20 protein-coding genes are annotated in these 22,402 nt (G+C 47.2%); 12 read left to right on the top strand and 8 right to left on the bottom strand.

What is annotated here, in order from left to right:
* Window positions 1-235: 235 nt before the first annotated feature.
* From ACE3MZ_RS18550 to ACE3MZ_RS18525, 6 genes are all read left to right on the top strand, one after another.
* Window positions 236-1,480, top strand: coding sequence for an ABC transporter ATP-binding protein (locus ACE3MZ_RS18550; RefSeq protein WP_411343592.1), 1,245 nt, complete (start codon window positions 236-238; stop codon window positions 1,478-1,480).
* The gene (locus ACE3MZ_RS18545) at window positions 1,477-2,196 is read left to right on the top strand and encodes an ABC transporter permease (RefSeq protein ID WP_411343591.1); all 720 of its coding nucleotides are present in this window, start codon (window positions 1,477-1,479) and stop codon (window positions 2,194-2,196) included. The genes ACE3MZ_RS18550 and ACE3MZ_RS18545 overlap by 4 nt, the downstream gene beginning before the upstream one ends.
* 5 nt (window positions 2,197-2,201) lie before the next feature.
* A complete protein-coding gene (locus tag ACE3MZ_RS18540) occupies window positions 2,202-3,611 on the top strand; it encodes a GldG family protein (RefSeq protein WP_411343590.1) in 1,410 nt (469 codons plus the stop codon).
* Window positions 3,612-3,629: 18 nt separating this feature from the next.
* Window positions 3,630-4,760 (top strand): DUF4340 domain-containing protein, encoded by a 1,131-nt coding sequence (locus ACE3MZ_RS18535; RefSeq protein ID WP_411343589.1) that lies wholly within the window; start codon window positions 3,630-3,632, stop codon window positions 4,758-4,760.
* Window positions 4,761-4,965: 205 nt separating this feature from the next.
* Complete coding sequence (locus tag ACE3MZ_RS18530) at window positions 4,966-5,253, top strand: hypothetical protein (protein WP_411343588.1); 288 nt, start codon at window positions 4,966-4,968, stop codon at window positions 5,251-5,253.
* Window positions 5,254-5,417: 164 nt separating this feature from the next.
* Window positions 5,418-7,112: an ATP-dependent nuclease gene (locus tag ACE3MZ_RS18525; protein WP_411343587.1), complete on the top strand. Its 1,695-nt coding sequence runs from the start codon at window positions 5,418-5,420 to the stop codon at window positions 7,110-7,112.
* A gap of 6 nt (window positions 7,113-7,118) precedes the next feature.
* Here ACE3MZ_RS18525 and ACE3MZ_RS18520 read toward each other — a convergent pair whose 3' ends face one another.
* Complete coding sequence (locus tag ACE3MZ_RS18520) at window positions 7,119-7,397, bottom strand: hypothetical protein (protein WP_411343586.1); 279 nt, start codon at window positions 7,395-7,397, stop codon at window positions 7,119-7,121.
* 138 nt (window positions 7,398-7,535) lie between these two features.
* Here ACE3MZ_RS18520 and ACE3MZ_RS18515 point away from each other — a divergent pair, with 138 nt between their 5' ends.
* A complete protein-coding gene (locus tag ACE3MZ_RS18515) occupies window positions 7,536-7,709 on the top strand; it encodes an Arc family DNA-binding protein (protein WP_411343585.1) in 174 nt (57 codons plus the stop codon).
* Window positions 7,710-7,768: 59 nt separating this feature from the next.
* Here ACE3MZ_RS18515 and nagA read toward each other — a convergent pair whose 3' ends face one another.
* The 3 genes from nagA to ACE3MZ_RS18500 are packed head-to-tail and all read right to left on the bottom strand — an operon-like array spanning window position 7,769 to window position 10,616.
* Entirely contained in the window at window positions 7,769-9,025 is a 1,257-nt protein-coding gene (gene nagA, locus ACE3MZ_RS18510; RefSeq protein WP_411343584.1) for an N-acetylglucosamine-6-phosphate deacetylase, read from the bottom strand.
* Window positions 9,022-9,753 carry a glucosamine-6-phosphate deaminase gene (nagB, locus tag ACE3MZ_RS18505; RefSeq protein WP_411343583.1) on the bottom strand — a complete coding sequence of 244 codons (732 nt, stop codon included), beginning with the start codon at window positions 9,751-9,753 and terminating at the stop codon, window positions 9,022-9,024. The genes nagA and nagB overlap by 4 nt, the downstream gene beginning before the upstream one ends.
* 5 nt (window positions 9,754-9,758) lie before the next feature.
* Window positions 9,759-10,616, bottom strand: coding sequence for a MurR/RpiR family transcriptional regulator (locus tag ACE3MZ_RS18500; protein WP_411343582.1), 858 nt, complete (start codon window positions 10,614-10,616; stop codon window positions 9,759-9,761).
* 344 nt (window positions 10,617-10,960) lie between these two features.
* Here ACE3MZ_RS18500 and eis point away from each other — a divergent pair, with 344 nt between their 5' ends.
* Window positions 10,961-12,172: an enhanced intracellular survival protein Eis gene (gene eis / locus ACE3MZ_RS18495; protein ID WP_411343581.1), complete on the top strand. Its 1,212-nt coding sequence runs from the start codon at window positions 10,961-10,963 to the stop codon at window positions 12,170-12,172.
* Between the two features lie 185 nt (window positions 12,173-12,357).
* On the opposite strand, the gene ACE3MZ_RS18490 is transcribed toward eis, so the two are convergent.
* Window positions 12,358-12,717, bottom strand: a complete 360-nt coding sequence (locus ACE3MZ_RS18490) for a MerR family transcriptional regulator (RefSeq protein ID WP_411343580.1) — start codon at window positions 12,715-12,717, stop codon at window positions 12,358-12,360.
* Window positions 12,718-12,820: 103 nt separating this feature from the next.
* Between ACE3MZ_RS18490 and ACE3MZ_RS18485 the strand changes: the two genes are divergently transcribed.
* Window positions 12,821-13,531 carry an SDR family NAD(P)-dependent oxidoreductase gene (locus ACE3MZ_RS18485; RefSeq protein WP_411343579.1) on the top strand — a complete coding sequence of 237 codons (711 nt, stop codon included), beginning with the start codon at window positions 12,821-12,823 and terminating at the stop codon, window positions 13,529-13,531.
* A gap of 377 nt (window positions 13,532-13,908) precedes the next feature.
* Here the strand turns inward: ACE3MZ_RS18485 and ACE3MZ_RS18480 are convergent, their stop codons facing one another.
* The 3 genes from ACE3MZ_RS18480 to efeO form a co-directional block, all read right to left on the bottom strand.
* On the bottom strand, window positions 13,909-15,804 hold the full coding sequence (locus ACE3MZ_RS18480; protein WP_411343578.1) for an FTR1 family protein: 1,896 nt from the start codon (window positions 15,802-15,804) through the stop codon (window positions 13,909-13,911).
* A gap of 249 nt (window positions 15,805-16,053) precedes the next feature.
* A complete protein-coding gene (efeB, locus tag ACE3MZ_RS18475) occupies window positions 16,054-17,460 on the bottom strand; it encodes an iron uptake transporter deferrochelatase/peroxidase subunit (RefSeq protein ID WP_411343577.1) in 1,407 nt (468 codons plus the stop codon).
* A gap of 2 nt (window positions 17,461-17,462) precedes the next feature.
* Window positions 17,463-18,374 carry an iron uptake system protein EfeO gene (efeO, locus tag ACE3MZ_RS18470; protein ID WP_411343576.1) on the bottom strand — a complete coding sequence of 304 codons (912 nt, stop codon included), beginning with the start codon at window positions 18,372-18,374 and terminating at the stop codon, window positions 17,463-17,465.
* 220 nt (window positions 18,375-18,594) lie between these two features.
* On the opposite strand from efeO, the gene ACE3MZ_RS18465 reads away from it, so the two are divergent.
* The 3 genes from ACE3MZ_RS18465 to ACE3MZ_RS18455 all read left to right on the top strand — a co-directional run bounded on the left by ACE3MZ_RS18465 (window position 18,595) and on the right by ACE3MZ_RS18455 (window position 22,383).
* On the top strand, window positions 18,595-19,506 hold the full coding sequence (locus tag ACE3MZ_RS18465) for an IucA/IucC family C-terminal-domain containing protein (RefSeq protein ID WP_411343575.1): 912 nt from the start codon (window positions 18,595-18,597) through the stop codon (window positions 19,504-19,506).
* A gap of 256 nt (window positions 19,507-19,762) precedes the next feature.
* On the top strand, window positions 19,763-20,401 hold the full coding sequence (pgmB, locus tag ACE3MZ_RS18460; protein WP_411343574.1) for a beta-phosphoglucomutase: 639 nt from the start codon (window positions 19,763-19,765) through the stop codon (window positions 20,399-20,401).
* 749 nt (window positions 20,402-21,150) lie between these two features.
* A complete protein-coding gene (locus ACE3MZ_RS18455) occupies window positions 21,151-22,383 on the top strand; it encodes a MalY/PatB family protein (protein ID WP_411343573.1) in 1,233 nt (410 codons plus the stop codon).
* Window positions 22,384-22,402: the final 19 nt, after the last annotated feature.

The following is a 22,402-nucleotide window of genomic DNA, read 5'->3' as shown; positions in this document are numbered from 1 at the left end:
TATCTACCTACATTCTAACCACCTACATTCTTCACCCTATGCCCCAATAATCACCACCCAATTGCATATCAACCTTCACTTCCAGCCCTTTTAAGCTTCCCCTTATCGTTTTTTAAGCTGAATTTATACTTTATCCGGTATAGTAAAATGTGTTTTGTAAATACATCCACATCACCGGACACGAACGGAAAGAGAGTATGTTCGGGATGTGTGCAGATAGGGGGAGATGACAACAATGCTTCAAGTCCAGCAAGTTAGCAAATATTTTGACCAGCGGCGGAGTGTGGACGGGATTGATTTTGAGATGGAGCGTGGGGAGATTGTCGGGTTTCTCGGTCCCAATGGCGCAGGTAAGACGACTACGATGCGTATGATTACCGGCTATCTCACGCCTACGTCCGGGCAAATCTGGATCGACGGTATGCCCATGCATGAACAATCGCGCAAGGCACGGGCACGTATCGGTTATTTACCGGAAACGCCACCGCTGTATCCCGATATGACGGTGCAATCGTATCTACGGTTTGTCGCCGATCTACGTGATGTACCAGCACGCCAGCAAAAGCTACGCATCAGCGAGATGATCACCCGGCTCGGTCTGCAAGGTCGTGAACGGCAATTGATTCGTTCACTGTCCAAAGGCTACAAGCAGCGGCTCGGCTTGGCACAGGCGATTATCCACCAACCGGATTTGCTCATTTTGGATGAACCGACGTCGGGACTTGATCCGAATCAAATCGTAGAGATTCGCCAGTTGATTCGCGAACTGGGTGAACAGCATACGGTGCTGCTGAGTACGCATATTTTGCAGGAAGTTAGCACGCTATGCAATCGGGTGCTGATCATTAATAACGGCAAACTAGTTGCCGATGGCGCATCCAACCAACTCGATAGCTCGCTGAACAACACTTTCCAAGTCGCGCTAGAAGTGAAGGCACGCCCTGCGGCGCTACGCAAGCTGCTTGATCCGTGGAAATGGGCGCAGGCAGATTATACCTTATCGCAGGATAACCAGCAGGAGCAGACGATTCAAGTACGTCTACAAGGAACGGACGATACCGATTTTCGCGAAAAGCTGTCATTGGCACTCGGCGCTGCACGTATTCCCATTCTGGAACTGCGCAAAGAGCGCATGAGTCTGGAAGAAGTATTCGTGAAGCTGACGACAGAAGCGGCGGCACAAACGGATGCACAGCCTACCTCAGTGTCGGAAACAGTGGAACAAACGGATACACAGCCCGTTTTAGCACCAGAAGTAGCGGAGAGAACCAATACTCAACCGATGTCGGTATTGGAAACATCTACAGTATTAGATGAACGTGTATCTCAAAAGAATATTATGGTGGAACAAGCAGCACCTACTACCGATGATGACGAAACGCAAGACAATGAAACGTCATCTTTGCCTAATGAACCATCGTCAGAACATGTCAACTATACACACAAACCACAAGACAACAAAGGGGGCAACGCTCAATGAGACGAATGTGGGCGGTGTGCTCCAAGGAACTACAGATGTACTTTTTGAACCCGACCTCATACTTCGCCATTGCCGTCTATGTACTGCTGTCGAGTCTGATGTTCTACGTTAGCTTTGTCGTATACCAGCCAAGCATTATCGACTACCGGCTTGTACTTGGGGATACGATATTCATGCTGCTGATCGTCGTTCCGCTATTGACGATGCGGCTCATGTCGGAGGAATTCCGGCAGGGTACGGATGAGCTATTGTTAACCTCGCCTGCCAGTGCAACCGAGATTGTGATCGGCAAGTATCTCGCTTCGCTAGGACTACTCATCGTACTGATTGTATGCAATCTGGTCTATCCATTGACTATGTCCTTTTTTGGTACACTCGATCTGACGCTGCTCGGATTGTCGGTGCTGGCAGTCTTTTTGCTTGGCGCAGCGATGATGGCGATTGGATTGTTTGCTTCCAGTTTGTCACAACACCAGATGGTGGCGGCAGTGATTGCCTTTGTCATTTTGTTAACGTTGTGGCTGATGGATTCATTCATGTCCGGTGCTACCAATTCTAGTTTGCAGGAGTGGTTAACTCCATTTTCCCTGTCTGCGCGTATCAATAACCTGATTAAGGGGATACTGCACGGACCGGATATTTTGTTCTACATTACCTTGTCGGCACTATTCCTCGTGCTGAGTATTCAAGTCGTAGAGCGGAAGCGGTGGAGGTAATGAAGATGAGCAAATGGATTACACGCACGAATGCAATTGTCGTCTCGGTGGCGGCGATTGGTATTTTTATCGTATTGACGTTGTTTTTGAACTCGCTAGGCAATTTCCAGACGGATTTGACGCAAAATAAACAAAACACCTTGTCCGACCAGACGATCAATACAGTGAAAAGTATCAACGAGCCGGTTGAGGCTATGGTGTTCATGAATTCGCAGGATGCGCAGGTGTATACACGCGAAGTGACGGACTTGCTGGATGAATACCATAAGCTGAATAGCAAGCTGGAAGTGAAGCAATACGACCTGCTGCAAAATCCTGAACTGGCGCGCCAGTATGGCGTAACCGAGAGCACAGTCGTATTAAAACAGGGCGAACGAACCAAATCGATCCTTGTCTACAACATGTTCAGCAGCAGTGACGCCGACAGTAGCGATAGTGAAGCAGCAGCTTCGACCTCGTACCAATTTACGGGCGAGCAGCAGCTTACATCTGGTCTGTTGTCGCTGTCGTCAGACAAAACGTACAAAGCGTACCTGCTTAACGGGCATAACGAATTTAATACGTCCACATTGAGCGTGCTGGCGGGACAGTTAAAAGAAGAAAATATCGACGTATCCGAATTATCACTGGCACAGGAAGGCAGTATTCCCGATGACGCCAGTGTGCTGATGATCGTTGCCCCGCAAACCGATCTGAGCGCTGCGGAAACGAAAGTCATTCGCCAGTATGTCGACAAGGGCGGCAAGCTGTTCCTGTCACTCGGCTTCAATGAAAAAGCCAAAACCGATTGGACGAACATCGATTCCCTGATGAGCACGTACGGCATTACCGACACGCATGCGGTAGCGGTCGAGCCAAAAGGACAATCGCTGTACGATCCACTGACCATTGTGCCGGAATACGGCAACCATGAGATTACGACCAAATTAGCGAATAGCAATCTATATACCATTATGTCGCTGTCGATTGCGCTCAAGCAGGAAGCCAAAGACGGTCTGACCGTTACACCGCTGCTGTCCACTTCATCTGAGAGCTATGGCGAGACGAATCTGTCCGGGCTGCTGGAATCGTCCACACAGAAGGATGCCAATGATCTGACTGGACCGTTTGACCTCGGCTTTGCCGTAGGCGGTTCGGATAGCAAGCCGAAGGCGATTGTGCTGGGCGGCTCTACCTTTATGATGGATCAGTCGATTCAGCAGCAGGGGAATCTGGACTTTGTCGTGAACAGCATCAATTACCTGATCGGCAATGACAGTCAGGTAACGATTCGTCCGAAGGTGGAAGACCAGTACCAGACTGCAACACTGACACTGCCGCAGGCACGAATCATCCTGATCTCCACCGTGATCGTATTCCCGCTGCTGTTCGTAGCGGTAGGTATATTCCTGTGGTGGAGACGCCGCAGAGCGTAAGAAGGGGGCATATTAGATATGGTGAAAAAACTGCTACCCTCGATCATCCTGCTGCTTATTTTGGCAGCAGGAGTCGGCTACGCGTATTGCCAGAACTTTTTCAAAAAGGAAGACACTGCGGCAACTACGGCAGAGAGCAAGCTATTGACGCTAGAGGATAGCGAGGTACAGAGTATTGTCATCCGCTCTAACGCAGCAGGCGGAAATGATACCGCCAGCGATACAACCGCTGCAAATGCAGCAGGCAAGAGTACGGCTACGAAAAGTACAGATGAAGCCACATCTACCACGTCTAGCAGTGAGAATGATGACAGTACACAGAAGAATGGTGCAGCTGCGGAGCAATCTACCCAGATGTCTGCCGATATGATCCAACTGGAGCAAACCGAAGGGCAGTGGAGTATGACATCTCCCGCTGCGTATCCAATCAATACGTACATGATCAACGACTGGCTGAGCACGCTCAAGGCGGCGACAGTACACAGCACCGTTGAGGAGCAGCCGTCCGATCTATCCAAATACGGATTGCATGCAGACAAGCCGAACATCGTACTCACCACCAGTAGCGGACAAATGTACACGTTGCTGCTAGGTGACGAAGTACCAACCAAAGGGTATTATTACGCTCGCTTGAACGATGGCCCAGTCATCGAATTATCTCAGCAAAATATCAATGACCTGTCCGGCACCGCCTTCCAGTTTATCGACACGACGCCGATTGGCTGGGATGACGAACAACTGAGCAAAGTCGTCTGGAAAAGCAGTGCTCCATCTGCCAACTGGACACTCACGCACAAAGCCAACAGCGCCGACCCATCGCAAGATGAATGGATGCTAAATGGCAAAGCGCTGGCAAGCGATCTGGCGAGTAATATGACAGATGCCATCAAGAACATGCCAACTACGGAGTTACCTGTACCAGCGGCACAGGTTCAGTCATACAAGCAAATATTGACGCTGGATGTGCAGCTGTTGCATGGAGAGAAGACAACAGTAGAGCATTACACCGGCTGGCAATCGCCGCAGGATCAGGATCATGTATGGATCGTTGATCCAAGTGGGAAATGGGCGTATCAGCTGATGGTGAATAATATCTCCACCGCTGCGCAATCGGCTGATACTGCGAGTTCCACTACGGCAGAGAAGTGAAAATTACAAAGAGGTAGTTCCTGTAACTAGCAGGAGCTACCTCTTTGTGATTTTAAAAAATACTTTACAGTAGCTACATCAATAAATATAATTATAGTAATTATTATCCATTAAATATAAATATATATTTAAAAGTATTATAATAACATTTTGAATATGTGGACTAGCAAATTTATATATAAAATTGAAAACAAGGGGTGCCAAAATGAATTCAACTATAAGTGATGCAATTGATCAAAAGAATTTATTGACCTTTTTTTATGATGGTGGTGCGAGGACGGTCGAACCATATTGTTATGGTATTGGTACGAAAGGACACGAATTACTTAGAGGATATCAAATCGATGGATACAGTTCATCTGGAAAGCTAGGTTGGAGACTATTCAAAGTAGCAGACATGAGTTCTATTGAAACTGAAGGTTCATTTGAAGCAAATCGTCCTGACTATAAAAAAGGTGATAAGCAAATCCCAAATATTTTTAACGAAATTTAATTAAATAAAATTTGCTAGTCCTAATTTTGAAATTTGAGTTAATAAATATAATTTTCATAAAACTTAGGAGGAATAAAAATGGCGAGAGCAAAAAAAGAAGTTAATGAAGTTACGTTGGAATCGCAAAATCCCTCTATTGCTAAACCAAGATTAATTAATTAAAATTGTTTGTAAAAAACTTTAGGTGTATTGGCTCTGTACCTGTAGAAATAGATTTAGATGATATTGTTGTATTAGTAGGTCCAAATAATGCTGGGAAAAGTACGATTTTAAGAGCTTACGAATTAGCAATGAATCAAGGTTCTAATTTAGGGAAAATCACAATTGATGATTTTCCTAGTGGTATTCTTAATACTAGGGAATGTCCAGAAATTGAATTACATACTGTCATTTATGATGAAACTGTAGGCGCACAATGGATTAACGAAATAGAAGGAGAAAAAATAGTTAAAGAAAAATGGGTATGGACAGCACCGGGCGATCCTAAAAGACAAGGTTATGATGCGACATCATCTAGTTGGTCAGAAAATGTTCCTTGGGGAGCACCTAATGTAGCCAATTCTAAACGTCCTCAACCACATAAAGTTGATGCTTTTGCTGATCCTAAAGTACAAGCAGATGAGATAGTGAAAATTTTAGAAAGTGTATTAAAAGATAGAGTGAAGCAATTTCAAATAAGTAAAATTGAAGAATCTTCAGAAGAACAATCGGAGTATGAAAAGTTATTATCAAATATTAAAGAAATTCAAAATAAAATTATTAAAGACGCTAGTACAGAAATTAATCGTATAGAAACTGAAATTTCGAGTTTAGTTAGTAAGGTTTTCACTGGATACAGAGTGAAGTTTGATGCTAGACCAGAGGAAGATTTAGATAAGGCTGTAAATCTCTTCAAAGCAGGTTCTCAATTGTTAATGGGACCAGAGGGTGGGTACCTTAGCAACATAGAAAGACAGGGTAGTGGTGCTAGAAGGACATTATTATGGACGGCATTAAAATATATTTCAGAATCAGGAATTTCAAAAAAAGTCGTACAATCTGAGAGACCGCATGTGTTACTCCTAGATGAACCTGAACTTTGCTTACATCCTAATGCTATCAGAGAAGCTTGCAATGTATTGTATGAACTTCCTTCTTCTGGTAATTGGCAAGTTATGGTGACGACACATTCACCTGCCTTTATAGATCTCTCTAGGGATAATACAACTATTGTAAGAGTAGAAAAAAATAATTCTGGAAACATACAAGGAACAACATTATTTAGACCGAAAACAGCTAAACTAGATGAAAATGATCGTAGTAATCTAAAATTATTAAATGCTTGTGATCCCTATGTTGCAGAGTTCTTCTTTGGAGGGAAATCTGTAATTGTTGAAGGGGATACAGAATACTCTGCCTTTAAATATTTAATAAGTGAAAATCCAGAAAAGTACAAAGATATTCATATTATTAGAGCACGAGGAAAAGCTATAATTTGTTCACTCGTTAAGATTTTAAATCAATTTGAGAGTCAATATTCTATTTTACATGATAGCGATAAACCTTTTAATTCAAATCAAACTAGAAATTCTGCTTGGACAGTAAATCAAAATATTATGGACAGCAAAAAGATGCATGTAAATAATGAGAAGGTAAGACTCATTGCGTTAATCCCTAATTTTGAACAAGCTTTCTTTAGTTTAGATGTAAAAAGTGATAAACCATATAATGCTATTGAGAATATTAAAAATTCTGAGGCGCATAGTATAAAAGTTTTATCATTATTGGATTCTCTTGTTAATCATAGTTGTGAAGTACCTGAAATGTGCTTGGAATGGAAGGACCTTGATGAGCTTGAGGCTATGGTTAATAAGAAGTAATAAAAATCATTTGATTTTAATTGTATTCAAAAAATTAATCCCATCTTTTAATCCTTGCTCATACATCATCGACTCTGCTATTCCTTGTAGCAGAGTCATTGCATTACAATAATCCATTAATAACTTCATTCCCTGCGGTTTCACATATGTACACAACTCAGTAAATAAACGATCACTGTCTATCATTAACTTTTTATAATCTTTAGAATTATAAATACATAGATTTGCGATACTTTCCATACGTATCGATTTGAATTGATCAAACGCTTTGTCAAACTCATCCATCTGATTACCTCCAAAGGTGATGTCACTTTTAGTGTTTGTTTTAGTTTATAGTGACATCACTTAGATGTCAAGGTGATCGTATATGCGATTCATTCACAATGATACAATAATGACATCACTTTTGAGGAGATTTCATTCATGGCTACGGATAAAAGAGTCTTTACTCTGAGATTGAAAGAAGAGAACTTCGAGAAAATTAAAGTGATTGCCGAGAAGAATAAACGCTCGATTGCAATGCAAATTGAGTATTTGATTGAGCAACATATCGAACAATATGAGCAAGAAAAAGGAACGATTTCGCCAGATAAATAAAATGACGTATAGAGCTTACGCCTGATTCAGCGTAATGATCTATACGTCATTTTTGTTAATTAACTACCTAACTGCCGACCTTTAATAAACACATGCTGCAATTCCATCTGCTCATCCAGCACCAGCACATCGCCCTGCTTGCCAACTTCCAAGCTGCCAAACTGCTCGTACAGATTCAACTGACGTGCCGGATTGCCACTCGCCGCTTGCGAAGCCTGTAAGATCGACAATCCCGCTTGTTCCACCAGAAAACGAAAGCCTTCGATCATCGTCAATCGGCTACCTGCGAGTGTGCCGCTATCTTCTGGCAATGTCGCTACGCCGTTGATGACTTTGACTGGCTGATCGCCCAGCATATAATCGCCATCGCCCAGACCAGCGGCGGACATTGCATCGGTGATCAGGATCAGATTGTTTTGCTGTTTGAGCTGTGCCAGCAGCGACACAGCCGCCGGATGGACGTGAATGCCATCGGCGATGATCTCGGCATGAATGGCTGGCGTACCAAGTACAGCACCAGCAGTTCCCGGTTTGCGGTGATGTAGTGGTGTCATCGCATTAAAGGTATGCACGGCATGATTGAGTCCAGCAGCTACCGCATCCATGATCTGCTCATACGTCGCATCCGTATGACCTGCGGCAGCAGTAATGTTGTGCGCACGCAGCCATGAGATCACTTCCAGCGCGCCTTCTCTCTCCGGTGCTAGCGTCAATTGCTTGATCAGACCCGGATAGGCGGCATGCCATTCTTCCAGCCACTGCACATTCGGTAGTACGATATGACCCGGATTTTGCGCGCCGGGCCATTTTGGATTAATAAACGGCCCTTCCAGATGAACACCTACGACCTGCGCGCCCGGCATATCGCCCTGTTGCACATAGGCTTGCACCTGCTCCAACACATGGTCAATATCTGCGCGCGGTGCGGTCATTGTTGTCGCTAGAATGGATGTCGTACCCTGTCCGGCATGGAACGTAGTGATAATATCCAGCACCTCAGGATTGGAATCCATAAAATCCTGTCCCATGCCGCCATGCACATGAATATCCACAAAGCCCGGCAGTACCAAGCCACCGTTGGCATCGTACACAGGGATGGTATCTGTAGCAGATGAGGATACATCGCTTGTATCAGCACTTGGAGTAGAGATCGTATGAGTACTCTGCTCCGCTGCCGGTCCTACATACGTAATCACACCATTTTCCACAATCAGTGTTCCGTTCTCGATGATCTGCTCTGGCGTTACAATCTTGCCGTTGACGATGCGAAAGGAAGTCGGGAATGGTGTTCCATTGGAATCATCGGTATAGGTCATTGCTGAAACAACCTCCCAGCCTCCGCGTCCATCAGTACGGTTACGTTCGGGTGCAATTGCAGCAGCGACGCCGGGCACAGGGTGGTGATTGGACCAGTCAGTGCGCGGTGGATAATCTCCGCTTTGTCCGCACCGCGTACCATTAGCAGAATCTGGCGCGACTTCATAATCGTACCGACGCCCATCGTAATCGCCTGTGTCGGCACCTCGTCGATGGAGTTAAAATAACGGGCATTCGCTTCACGCGTTTCCGGTAGCAGATCGACGACATGCGTGCTTGGCACGAGTTCATTGCCCGGCTCGTTGAAGCCAATATGTCCGTTATGTCCAATGCCGAGCACTTGCAGATCGATGGATGCTTCGGACAGCATTTCATCATAACGACGGCATTCTTGAGCCGGATCGGCAGCCTGACCGTTAGGCACCTGCGTATTTTCTGGCAAAATATCGATATGGTTAAACAGATGCTCGTTCATGAAGGTGCGATACGAAGCTGGATGATCGGTTGGCAGCCCAACATATTCGTCCAGATTGTATGTTTTCACTTTCTCAAAGCTGATTACGCCCTGATTGTAAATGGCGATCAGTTCTTTATATAATCCGACCGGTGTGCCGCCTGTTGCCAGACCAAGTACTGCACGCGGCGATGTTTGCACCAGACTGGATACGATATACGCTGCTACTTTGCCAAAATCCTGTTCGTTGCCTACCTTGACCAAATTTACCATGAATCTCAACCTCCTGAGTCTTTGCGGTAACGCCGCACATTTTTATAGGACAGCTCCAGCTTGTTGACGGAATCGTTAAACTGGGCGCTGATCATACCGGTGAACAAAATATCGATGATATGAAGCTGGGCGATGCGGGATGCCATATCGCCACGTCGAATGCCTTTTTCCAGCGAGGAGGAGAAGAGCGAGATGTCCGCGATTGAGGATAACGGATTGGAGCTGTACTGGGTAATCGACAGCGTGGTTGCTCCGTTTTCCTTCGCACAGGTGAGCGCGTCGATCGTCTCCTTCGTCTCGCCGGAGTAAGAGATTGCCAGCGCCACATCCTCGGATGTGAGAGTGGAGGCGGATGTAATCTGCATGTGCGAATCAGCGAAGGCTGTGCAGTTTTTGCCGATCCGAATCAGCTTCTGGTACAAGTCCTGCGCCACAATCGACGATGTAGCGATACCATACAGGTCGATCCGCCGTGCACGGATCAGATAACCGACCGCTTGCTCCAGACGCGGCAGACTAAGCAATCGTGTCGTATCGTTGATAGAAGTCACATGATTGGATTCAATCGCTTTGACGATCTCGGACAGCGGATTCCCGGCGATGATGTCCTGATACGAACCGGGAATGGATTGCTGCGCCAGCTCGGCAGCCAGCTTCATTTTAAAATCGGGAAAGCCTTCAAAATGAAACGTCTTACAAAAACGCGTCACCGTCGCCGGGCTAATCCCGCACTGCGTTGCCAGCTGCGTAATGCCCAGCCGGATAATGGATGACGGCTGCTGCAAAATATAATGCGCAAGTCTGCGTTCCTGCGGTGACAGCTTATCCAATCCCTGTTCCAGCACATGAAGTATCGGGGACACCGGTCATTCCTCCTCATATTTTACAAAATGGGCAATCTTGATGAAAATAAATTTCATTCGACAACAGTGCTGTTACTATAGTTATATAAAGACAATATGAAATAAAATCACAACATTTATGAAAAGAACCAAATCTTTTATAGAAATATAGAGGAAAATTATTTTCTTGAGTTTATAGTAATTCATGATATGGGGGAATGCAATAGCTTTTCCGCCGAGATCGTTATATTTGTAAAGAAGATTAACAAATTTCTCGTCTTCGCAAGTCTATGTTAGGTGCGATATAATGAAACTGGCAAGCAAAGGATCAGCTATTCATTTCAAACATGCGAAAGGAAGCCGTTATGGGAAAAAAGAAACAGCTGAAAATGAATAAGGTCGGAGATCAGCATCTGGAGCAGTATGTGCAATTATTGCGCTATGTATTTCAGGTGACACATCAGGATTTGAACAATATCGGTTGGGAAGAAGCCGAGATTCTGGAAGTATTCGCGTCGACTCTGCATCAGGCAGATGTATGGGGCTGGTTTAATGAGGACAAATTGATCTCGCAGGTGGCGGTGTATCCGTTTCAGGTGCGAATCTTCAATACAACGTATGAAATGGGTGGATTGACGAGTGTCGGTACATTCCCCGAATATTCTGGGCAGGGCTTGATGAACAAGCTGCTCAATAAGGCGCTAGAAAATATGCGGCTAAAAGGGCAGAGCATCTCGTATCTGTTCCCGTATTCGATTCCATATTATCGGCGCAAAGGATGGGAGATCATTTCAGACAAGATCGTGTTTGAAGTGAACGATTACCAGCTACCCAAGATGAAGCAGGTGCCGGGCGAGGTCGAGCGCTTCATGGCAGAGAGCGATGAGGTGAAGCAGGCGTACCAGCATTTTGCAATGCAGACGCATGGAGCATTGGTGCGTAATGAGCTGGCATGGCGGGAGTACTTTATGTGGGATCTGGACGATCTCGTTGCCGCTATTTATTACAATGAAAAGCGCGAGCCAGAAGGATATGTACTGTACTGGATCGCAGATGAAGTGTTTCATATTAAGGATATGATTTTCCTGAATGAAGAGGCGCGGATTGGGTTGTGGAACTTTGTCAGTGCGCATTTCTCGATGATTACGAAGGTGCAGGGCAATATTCATACAAGCGAGCCGCTGGCATTTCTGCTGGAGGATGCGGATATTCACGAGTCCATTTCGCCGTATTATATGGCACGGATCGTCGATCTGGAGCAGTTTATCGCTGCATATCCGTTTAAGCCGGATACGAAGGAGCGGGTGTGGACATTCACGATGGAGGACCCGCTGCTATCGTGGAATCAAGGTGTATTCCGGCTGCATATTTCGCCGGAAGGACGGGGGAGCGTAGAGCGTGTGAGCGAATCGACCGATTCCCGTATCGACATTCAGACGATGACGACGATGCTACTCGGCTACAAGCGCCCGGATTATTTACGCAAAATCGGCAGAATCACCTGCGGTGCGGATACGCTGGACATGCTGGAAGATGCAATTGAGCAGCAGATTCCGTATTTCTCGGATTACTTTTGAGTTTGGAGTTTGCCTGTAGGATATTTCTGTGTTGAAATCGATCATCATTAGGAATACACCTGTGCAAACAATCCTAGATACACCACCATTTTAATGATGTAAAGCCCCGATCCTCTATCCAGACATTCTAACGAATGCTCTGTAGGATCGGGGCTTTGGTATTTTGAGATAAGAGTGGCGATCGTTTAGTAATTTTCTCCGTTATAATATCGCACCAACTTTTCTTCCAGATGCACCAGCTGTGATTGTTTATATGCAATATCGTCCAGCAGTTTCTGCTTCTGCTCCTGAATCAAACGGATACGCTCCGGCAATGTGTCTGTGCCGACCTTTACGAGATCGTGATAATCCTTAATATCGTCGACACTCATGCCTGTTTCGCGCAGACATTTGATAAAGTTCAGCCATTTCAAATCTAGCTCGCTGTACAGTCGATTATTCTGCTCACTGCGTATAGCAGGCTCCAGCAGACCTTTTCGTTCATAAAAGCGAATCGCGCCGATGTTGACGCCGACTTCTCTGGCAACTTGTCCAATCGTAAACATAAGCTCCTCATTTCTTTTGCAAAATAGGGTTGACCTACACTAAGTGTAGCAGAGTAATCTAAAGTCGTTGATACACAAATCCAATATGAAAAGAGGAACGACAATGACTCAAATTGCTTTTGTAACAGGTGCCAACAAAGGAATTGGATTCGAGATTGCCAAGCAGCTTGGTGAAGCAGGCTGGAAAGTGATTGTCGGCGCGCGCCATGTGGAACGCGGCAAAGCAGCGACTGCTGAATTGACTGCTCAAGGCGTAGATGCTGCATTTGTCGCTATCGATATGACGGATGCGGACAGCATCTCGCAGGCGGCGACGCGTATTAGGAAGGAATATCCAGAGCTATCATTACTGATCAACAATGCCGGTATGCCGGGCGCATTTGCAAGTTCGTTTACAGCGACGCAAGAAGAGAATCTGCGCAATGCGTTTGAAGTTAATTTCTTCGGTACATTCCGGTTAAATCAACATCTGCTACCGCTGATCAAGAGCAACGGTGGCACGATCGTCAATGTGACGACAGATATGGCATCGCTGACACATATTCAACAGGCACCAGCAACGTTGAATGCGTTTGATTATAACGCGTCAAAAACGGCGAACAACGCCATGACCACATCGATGGCATACGAATTGCGAGACAGTAGTGCGCAGGTATTCGCTGTAACACCGGGCTTCACAACGACCGATTTGAATGGAAATGCACTGGGCGGTAAAACGAAAGCAGAAGGTGCCGCCATTATCGTACGTTATGCTATCGATGGCACCCGGCACAACGGCGAGTTTCTAAACGCCGACGGCGTGATGGCATGGTAAAGTGAAGATCCTCTTAAATGGCGAAAACAAGGCTAAGCACGGGTGAAAAACAGACTCAGATACATGGAAATTAACATATGCATAAGTAAAGATACAGACTAACAAATATGTAAATCCCAAAGAGCCAGTACACCGCTTGATCTCAGATCAGCGTACTGGCTCTTTTTGATAAAGACTAATATATACATGTGAGCAATGATGTAAATGGTACAAAAGCTGATGAATATAGTTGGAAATCACAAGATACATAGATGCAACTGTATCTGTAAAGTCGAAGGCAGCAAATGGTTATTTACTTCCATCATTGCTTATTCTATCCTGCACAAATAAACCATTCTACTATACTACAGAATGTCGTAAAGCCTAAACGTTCATATTTAAGCCGCTTGTTTGCGCCCGCCGCGAATCTCCGGCAGCACAAATCTCCAAACGAGAAATACTAGCACAATCAGCTGCGGAATAAGCGTTTCCCATGTCGGATATACGCCCAGCCAGCTGATTGACGGCATACTTGATATCGTATGTGCCGACAATTTGCCTGCTACTTGCAGAGCATGAATACTTTCGCCGAGGAAGCGGAAGACGAGATAGTAGATTAGCACGGTTGCAGTCAGGAAGAATGGACGAATCGGCAGCTTCACACTGAAGCGGATAATGAGCACCGCAATTACGATCAGAATGACCAGTGCCAGCCCGATCCCGAGCAGCAATTGGGATAATGCAATTGCTGGCGCCATGCCGATGTAGAAGATCGCTGTCTCCGCACCTTCCCGCAAAATCGCAAGCCCGGATACTGCTGCTAGCGACCACAGGCTGCCGCGTGCAATCGCGCCGCTGACCTGATTCTCGATATAGCTGTTCCAGTTTTTCAAATTGGCTTTCTGGTGCAGCCAGTTACCGACGCTGATCATCAGTACGACGGCTACGAGACCAGTAATACCTTCGATCAGTTCGCGCGTACTGCCGCTGGAAGCCATCTGGGAAAAGGCATATACGAACAGCGCAGCAATGGCACCACTCAGGATGAGACCAGATAATGCACCGCTCCAGATCCATGCCCCTGCCTGTTTGCTGCCACTGCGTTTCGCATAAGCGAGCAGTGCAGCGAGTACAAGAATGGCTTCCAGACCTTCACGTAGCAGAATGACTGCCGCATCCCAGAACGTGTACGATGTTTTGGACGTGATCGGCGTTAATTCGTCTAGCATATTGTTGACGACAGTTGTCGCTTGATTCCAGTTGGGCGGCGTCGAAACGAGATACCCTTGTGCTTCTGCCATTTCATTTTCAACTGATGTATAGGTGGACGAAGAAGAAATCTGTACTTCGCCTTCTACCAGCGGCCACATCGTAATGAATTGCTGCATCTGCGTCGTTGCCTGCGCTGCATCCTGCTGCTGGATGGACGTTTGCACCTGTTGCAACAGCGTAACCGCATCACTCAGATGCATACTGCCGCTTGCCGGTGCGCTATCGGCGATATTGCCAGCAGTGTACTGATTGAACAGATCGATCAGCTTTTGCGTTTGTTCTTTGGCTTGATCAGCACGCGGCGGTTCGGCTTGCAGTGCAACCCGGATCATGCTCATCGTCGTTTCCAATTGACTGTACACGGTAAAGTTATCGGCACGAATCGCATTTTCTACATTGGGCCACGCATCGACAATTTGCTTGTAGCTGGCTTGCGCTGCCTGCCAGTCGGCTGCGTTGATATGTTGCAGCGTTGTATTGGTCAGCGGCAAAATTTCCTGTACCGCTTGTTTACCGGCTTCGGACGGGCCATTGGCTGGCGCAGCACCGTTACCCGAAGCTGTGCCGTTTGCCGCTTCAGCATAGCTGTTGACTGCGCGGGCAAGCTTGCCGAGTGCGGTTGTGACGGCATCCGGCTTGCTATCTGCCTGTGCTAACGCCTGCTGCGCCGCTTGCAGGGCAGTGTTCACATCATTCGCCTGCTGAGATGCCGCCGAAGTGTTTAGCTTTGCCCAGCCATCGGCGAACTGCTTTAGCTCATTGTTGGCATCGCTCCATTTTTGCTGACCAGCATCGACGAGTGCGCTGCCGACGAGTGGTAACAGATCGTCGGCGGTTGGCGTACTGTCCGCTGCGTAAGCAGCAGAAGGATACAACAGCGAAGAGTACGATACCGATAGTTGACTTGTGTATACCGTGTTCGCTGGAATGAGATTGGATAGCGTCAGCATGAGCAATGCCAATAGCACTGTCAGCAAAGCGATCCGGTAAGGTTGATAACGATTCAGCATAGGTTTGCGCATGCTGTGTTCCTCTTTTCGCTAAAAAGTAAGCGGCTGATACCAGTGATAGCCGTATCAACCGCGTCGATCCTGCAAACGTTATTCATGGACAAACAGAATATTCTCTGATGCGATATGCGCAGGTATCTCATCATAGTAGACCCGATCCTGCTACTGAACATAGAGAATTAGGCGATACCGTGTATCGATCAACTCGTTACATGATACGTACTGTTCGAGCTGGTATATGCCCCAAATATGCCTACATTCTCACAACAGTGTATCGCCGATATATCCACCTTGACGAACACCCGGGAAGCAGGCGAAGGTCGCACTGCCGATATGCTGGGTATATTCGTTGAGTGCATCAATCTCGGACAAACGCTTTTGCATCGGGATGAATTGCTTGTCCAGACTGCGCTGATAGCTGATGAAAAAGAGTCCCGCATCCAGCTGACCAGTCACTTTGTCCATCCCGCTAGAATACGAATACGGACGCCGCAAAATCTGCATGTTACCGTCTCCGCGCGCGACCCGCATATGCGCATTCATCGGAATGACTGGCTGCCCGGACGCGTCCTTGGCATTCACATCGCCGCGATCTGCTTCGTGCTGCGATCCGAGCGGAGCGCCGCTAACACGATATCGTCCAAAGGTCTGCTCCTGATCACCCAGACTGGAGCGATCCCATACCTCGATGCGCATACGGATACGCCGCACTGCCATATAACTGCCGCCAGTCATCCAGCCTGCGTTGTCCTGCGGCTGTACCCAGACGACCTCGTTCATCATCGCAGCATCCTTGATATTCGGATTAGCGGTACCGTCCTTGAAGCCCATCAGATTACGCGGGGTGGCATTGTTCGGGTCCGCTGCGGTACTACGTTGAAATCCTTCCTGACTCCAGCGCAATACCGCCGTACCACGAGCGATTCGAATCAGATTGCGCATCGCATGAAAAGCGACCTGCATATCGTCCGCGCACACTTGAACTGCCAGATCGCCGCCGCACCATTCTGGTTGCAGATTGTCGCCGTTAAAAGCAGGCAGATCGGCGAAACCAGCAGGCTTTTTACCTGCTAATCCGAACCGACTGTCAAACAAACTCGGTCCAGCACCAAATGTAATCGTGAGTCGGGATGGCGACAAGCCTGCCGCTTCGCCCGTGTCCGCGGGCGGGAGATGTTCATTTTCATTTTGTCCGTTCAGCAGTTGTCCGGTCATTAGCGATGCGGAAGCAACGGTCCAGTTTTGTAGCATTCGTTTCAGACTGGCAACATCGCTTGCTGTTACATCAAACGAAGCGAAGCACATAACATTCTGGCTCGGTGTCACAATGCCCGCTTGCTGATTGCCGTAAAAGTCATAGCGGTCGCTACCGCCTTCTGTACCAGTCGTTACATTTTCCGTGCTACCGGGCTGATCGTAGGCAGGTTGCAGACTGCCGCCAGTTGCTGCCATCAGACCGAATGCGCCTGTGCTACCCAACAATAAGCCAACGCCAGAAGCGCCAGCAAGCCGCAGCATATCGCGGCGGCTTACAGGCTTGCTAAAAACGGACTTGGGTTGGGATTCATTGTTGATGGTTGATGATGCAGATTCCGGCTGTACTGCCGGTTGCTGCTGATTATCCTGCTGTCCGTCAGATGGTGGTGTAGAGGAATGATTATTGCTCATCGTTACACTCCCAGAATGGTTCCCATCTGCGACAACGGTTCAGCCAGTGCATCCAGATTCTGACTCAGGGTACGGATGTCTTCTTTGGTCAGCTTGTCGTAGCTCACATAACCGCCGTCCTTCGTAGCAAATGGAGCGAGTTCCTTATTCAGCGCATCGAATTTCTCGCCGATTTGTTTTTCCAGATCTGGGTCTTTGGCAGCCAGACTTGGTTTGAGAATTTCATAGATTTTCTGTGCGCCTTCCACGTTAGCGACAAAGTCGTACAGGTCAGTGCGGGAATAACGCTCTTCTTCACCAGTTACTTTGGAAGAGGAGACTTCGTTCAGCAGCTCAACTGCACCAGTTACGAGCAGGCTGGCATCGATATCTACTGTTTCAACTTTAGCGCGCAGCAGCTTGGCGTCTTGCAACAAGCGATCTGCATATTCGCTAGCACCGTCGGTTGTTTTGTTTTCCCACAGAATCTGTTCGATCTTGTGGAATCCGCGCCAGTCTTTATCATCTACATCGCCTTGACGAGCGTCGATGTCCGGGTCGAGATTGCCCAGTGCTTCGGCGATTGGCTCAATACGCTCATAGTGCATACGTGCAGGTGCATACAGCGTTTTGGCTTCGTCCAATTTGCCTGCTTTGACGGCATCGGTGAATCCTTCGGTTTGAGTGACAAAGGCGTCAATCTCCGAAATCGCATATGTGCGGTACTGTTCCACCTCGCTGGAGAAATCAGTTTTGGCAGCTTCTGTTCCTGCTGCTGTGGAAGAGGCTTCGTTCGTTGCAGGTGCAGACTCTGTAGAAGCAGAGCTGGCTGCTTCGTTGTTTGACGTTGTGGTGGCGGCTTGCTGGTTACCGCAGGCTGCGAACAGCACGGAGGATAACAGCAGTGTTGCTGGCAGAGTATAGCGTGCTTTCATGGAAAGTTAACACTCCTTAATAATGATAATCGTTCTCAATAATGTATTTATAATACTGGGGAACGCCCATAACGTCAATCATTATTTATGTCAAAAAAGACTGTAGCATGACCTACATATGACGATTACATCACTTGTAAACAGCAGCTTGGAATTGGACAGTCACGGTCGTAACAGGTATACTTTCTGGCAAGTATCCGTTTGCAAAAGGAGGGACTTCATGAACGATCTACCATTGTCATCCACCGTCTGGAGTGAAGCGGAGTGGACGACGCTTATACAAGATTTGCGTATGACCGACCAGCCAGCCGATGATGTTGCTCATAGTATCGATGTTACCGAGTTACTCATACCGGACAAGGCTGCGGCTTATCTGCATACATTGCAAGATATTTACGAGAGCGATTCTCTGCCGCTGATCGCATCGATGTTTGCCAAGCGTTACAGTTATATGATCGTCGCGCCGTCACTGTACGCGATGACGATGTTTGGCAAAGGATTGCGGATTACACCGGACAATTGCCGCGTTGAATCTATATTCAAAGGCGACATCTGGTTGCCACATCTGCGTGTGCAGCAGAAAGATGCTCTATTGTTGCACAACGCTGACAGTACTTCTGTTACGTGCGACATAACGAATACGTGCGACATAACGAATACGTACGAGATAACGAATCCATGCTCAGCGGATGAATCTCAGCAGCAACACGCTCCCGAACATGCGCAACAAGCGCCAGTGAATGAGGCGCAGCGTGACGCGTATCTGCATACGATATTCGCGGAACATTTACAGCCTATATGGAACAGTCTGTCCAAAGCGGCAGGTGTCTCACGAGCGATTTTGTGGGAAAATACCGCTATCTATGTCTATTATGTATATGAAACGATGCTGTCCGATCCATCATACGATTACAATCGGCAGCGCATTGAGGAAGACTTTGCTTATTTAAAAGGCTCAGCTGCTGCATCGCTGTTCGGCGAACGCTGGAATCCGGTATCCCGCTTCAATACACCGAAACGTCCTTTACCCGGTTCCGATACGCCGCGCCGAGTGCGTCAAACCTGCTGTCTGTATTATCAATCTGCCGACGATGCGGCTTACTGCTCGGTATGCCCGAAACGCGAAGCATAACACTATCGTTATATTCACTAAATCTTATCAATATCAGTAGAAAAAGGGTGCGATAACTCGTGGAATAACAAATCCATATGGTGGGAATCGTCAAAGTTTTTTCGGCTAATTAGATACAGGCAAGCCGTTTGTGTTTATAAATAGCTGAGAACATCATGGACTGCGCGGCATGGACGGTTGCCCGCTTCGTTGCCGATTTGGGCACCATGAATGTAGAGAAGACGCATACTTGCCAGCCATAGAGGAGGAAACAATCATGACGATCAAAGCCGTTATTTTTGACTTGGATGGAGTTATCGTATCCACCGACCAGTTCCACTACAAAGCTTGGAAAAAGATTAGCGACGAAGAAGGCATTCCATTTAACGAGACGATCAACAACCGTCTGCGCGGCGTCAGCCGTATGGAAAGTCTGGATATCATTCTCGAACAGGCAACACGTACCTATACACCAGAAGAAAAGCAGAAGCTGGCGGAACGCAAAAACGAATCATACCGCGAGTCACTGCACGAACTGAGTCCAAACGACCTGCTGCCGGGTGCCCGCGAGACGATCGACGAGCTGAAAAAGCGCAAAGTCAAAATTGCCATCGGCTCATCCAGCAAAAATACGCCGACCATTCTGGAACAAATCGGTCTGTCTAAAGCCTTTGACGCTGTTGCCGACGGCAATGACATCACGCGCAGCAAGCCCGATCCCGAGGTGTTCCTTCTGGCAGCCGAACGTCTGGACATCGCACCGGAAGAATGTCTTGTCGTCGAAGATGCTGAAGCGGGCGTCCAAGCTGCCATCGCCGGAGGCATGAACGTAGCCGCCGTAGGCGACGCCGGACTCCACTCCCAAGACGCCGACTACCGCCTAGAACGCGTCGACGAAATTCTCGACCTGATCTGATGTAATAACAAATACGTTTCAACAAAAGACAGCCCACTTTCCACAATGCCCTTATTGTGTGAAATGGCTGTCTTTTCGTTTGTATTCGCCTCACCTTATTTTATCTATGTTGCATCCATTCAGAAATCTTCCTATCTTTCAACTCTTACAACTATCTACATATCTATATCAAACTACATCAAATAGAACGTATAGATTACTACATGAAAAGAGCCTTTTGAGCAACCACTCCCAAATCTACTCAAGCACGCTTCAATCTGCCGCACCATCCAATGTCTTTTCCAGTAAGTATGCGAGTTGCACGGAACGAAGGGAAGGAAATAAGGGATAAGGACGACTTACAGTGTTTGTGATTTTCAAACACGGGGTTCAATAGAAAGTGATTTTTGCGAAGCAAAATATCTTACTATTTTGGAGGGGCGGGAATCTTCATTCTCTCCTTAATCCGAAGATTCCCGCGGCTCCACTTGAGGACGTTCCCTTATTCCTTCCCGGAGTGAATGAAGCAATCCCAGCCCTTCTGCTAAAAGACAACAAGTAAATCAGTCGGTTTAATCAGGCTTGCCCTCCCCACCAAACATGTTATGATAAACATAATCTTGATTTCATTTTGGCATAAAGACCCGGATTTTCCTCACGATTCACACACCAATCACCCGGCACCCACTCCCAAAATGAGTCACACCAAATACAGGGCGTACCAGCGCATACATACAGATAGCGCTGCCGCCGAAGTGGAGGCTACACGTATGGATTACACCTCGCATTTTGACCACCCGCCGCAACGACAAGGCACAAATTCGGAGAAATGGGACTTGTTACAGAATATATTTGGAACGGAAGATGTATTGCCATTGTGGGTCGCGGACATGGATTATGCCATTGCGCAACCTGTACAAAACGCATTGCAAAAAAGTGCCGAACACGCTGTTGTCGGCTATTCGTTCAAATCCGCAGGCTATCATGAAGCGCTGAAAAACTGGATGCAGCACAAGCACGGCTGGCAGATCGAAGACGACTGGGTTGTGTTCACACCTGGCGTCGTCGCCGCATTGAACTTTGCTGTGCAGACGTTTACCGAACGTGGAGACAAAGTCGTCATTCAAACGCCGGTCTATCCGCCTTTTTACAATGTTGTCAAAGGTCATGGGCGACAATTGGTAGAAAGTCCACTTACACGATTGGACAATGGGCAGTACGAGATGGATTTTGACCATTTGGAGCGTACGTTGGACGAGAGTGTGAAGCTGTTTATCCTGTGTAGTCCGCATAATCCGGTCGGCAGAGTATGGACGCGGGATGAGCTGGAGCGTCTGGATGCACTGTGTAGTAAGTACGGTATTATCGTCGTATCCGACGAGATTCACGGCGATCTCGTGCATGAGCCGAATTGTCATATTCCCTATGCGATGCTGTCCGAATCGGCGCGCAATCGTAGCATTGTATGCACGGCGCCAAGCAAAACATTTAACATTGCCGGACTGAATACGTCCAACATCATCATTCCGAACAAGGAATTGCGTGATGCATTTGCGCTGAAAATAAACAATTTCGGTGTTGGCAGCATCAGCCAGTTTGGCGCGGTCGCGACGGAAGCGGCATATCGCGGCGGACAAGAGTGGTTGGAGCAATGTATGGCGTACATTCGGTGCAATATGCAATATGTGCAGCAGTACCTTGCCGAGCATTTGCCAGAGCTATCCGTGAATCTGCCAGAAGCGACATATCTGCTATGGGTAGATTTTCGCGAGTTACAGATGGAGCAAAAGGATCTCGTTTCTTTCCTATTGCATGACGCTCGTATCGCTTTGAATGACGGTCGTGCGTTCGGGGTAAATGGGGAAGGGTTCATGCGGATGAATCTGGCATGTTCGCGCAGTTTGTTACAGGAAGCGATGGAGCGGTTGCATCGTGCAATGGTTGATTTACATGCTGTTCGTGAAGGCAACAATGGAACCAAAGTGGAATTGGAAATACGATAATGTACTTGAAATGCCGCAT

It is taken from the genome of Paenibacillus sp. WLX1005, assembly GCF_046603685.1.
Lineage (GTDB): Bacteria > Bacillota > Bacilli > Paenibacillales > Paenibacillaceae > Saccharibacillus.
This window is presented reverse-complemented; position numbering and strand designations above follow the sequence as displayed.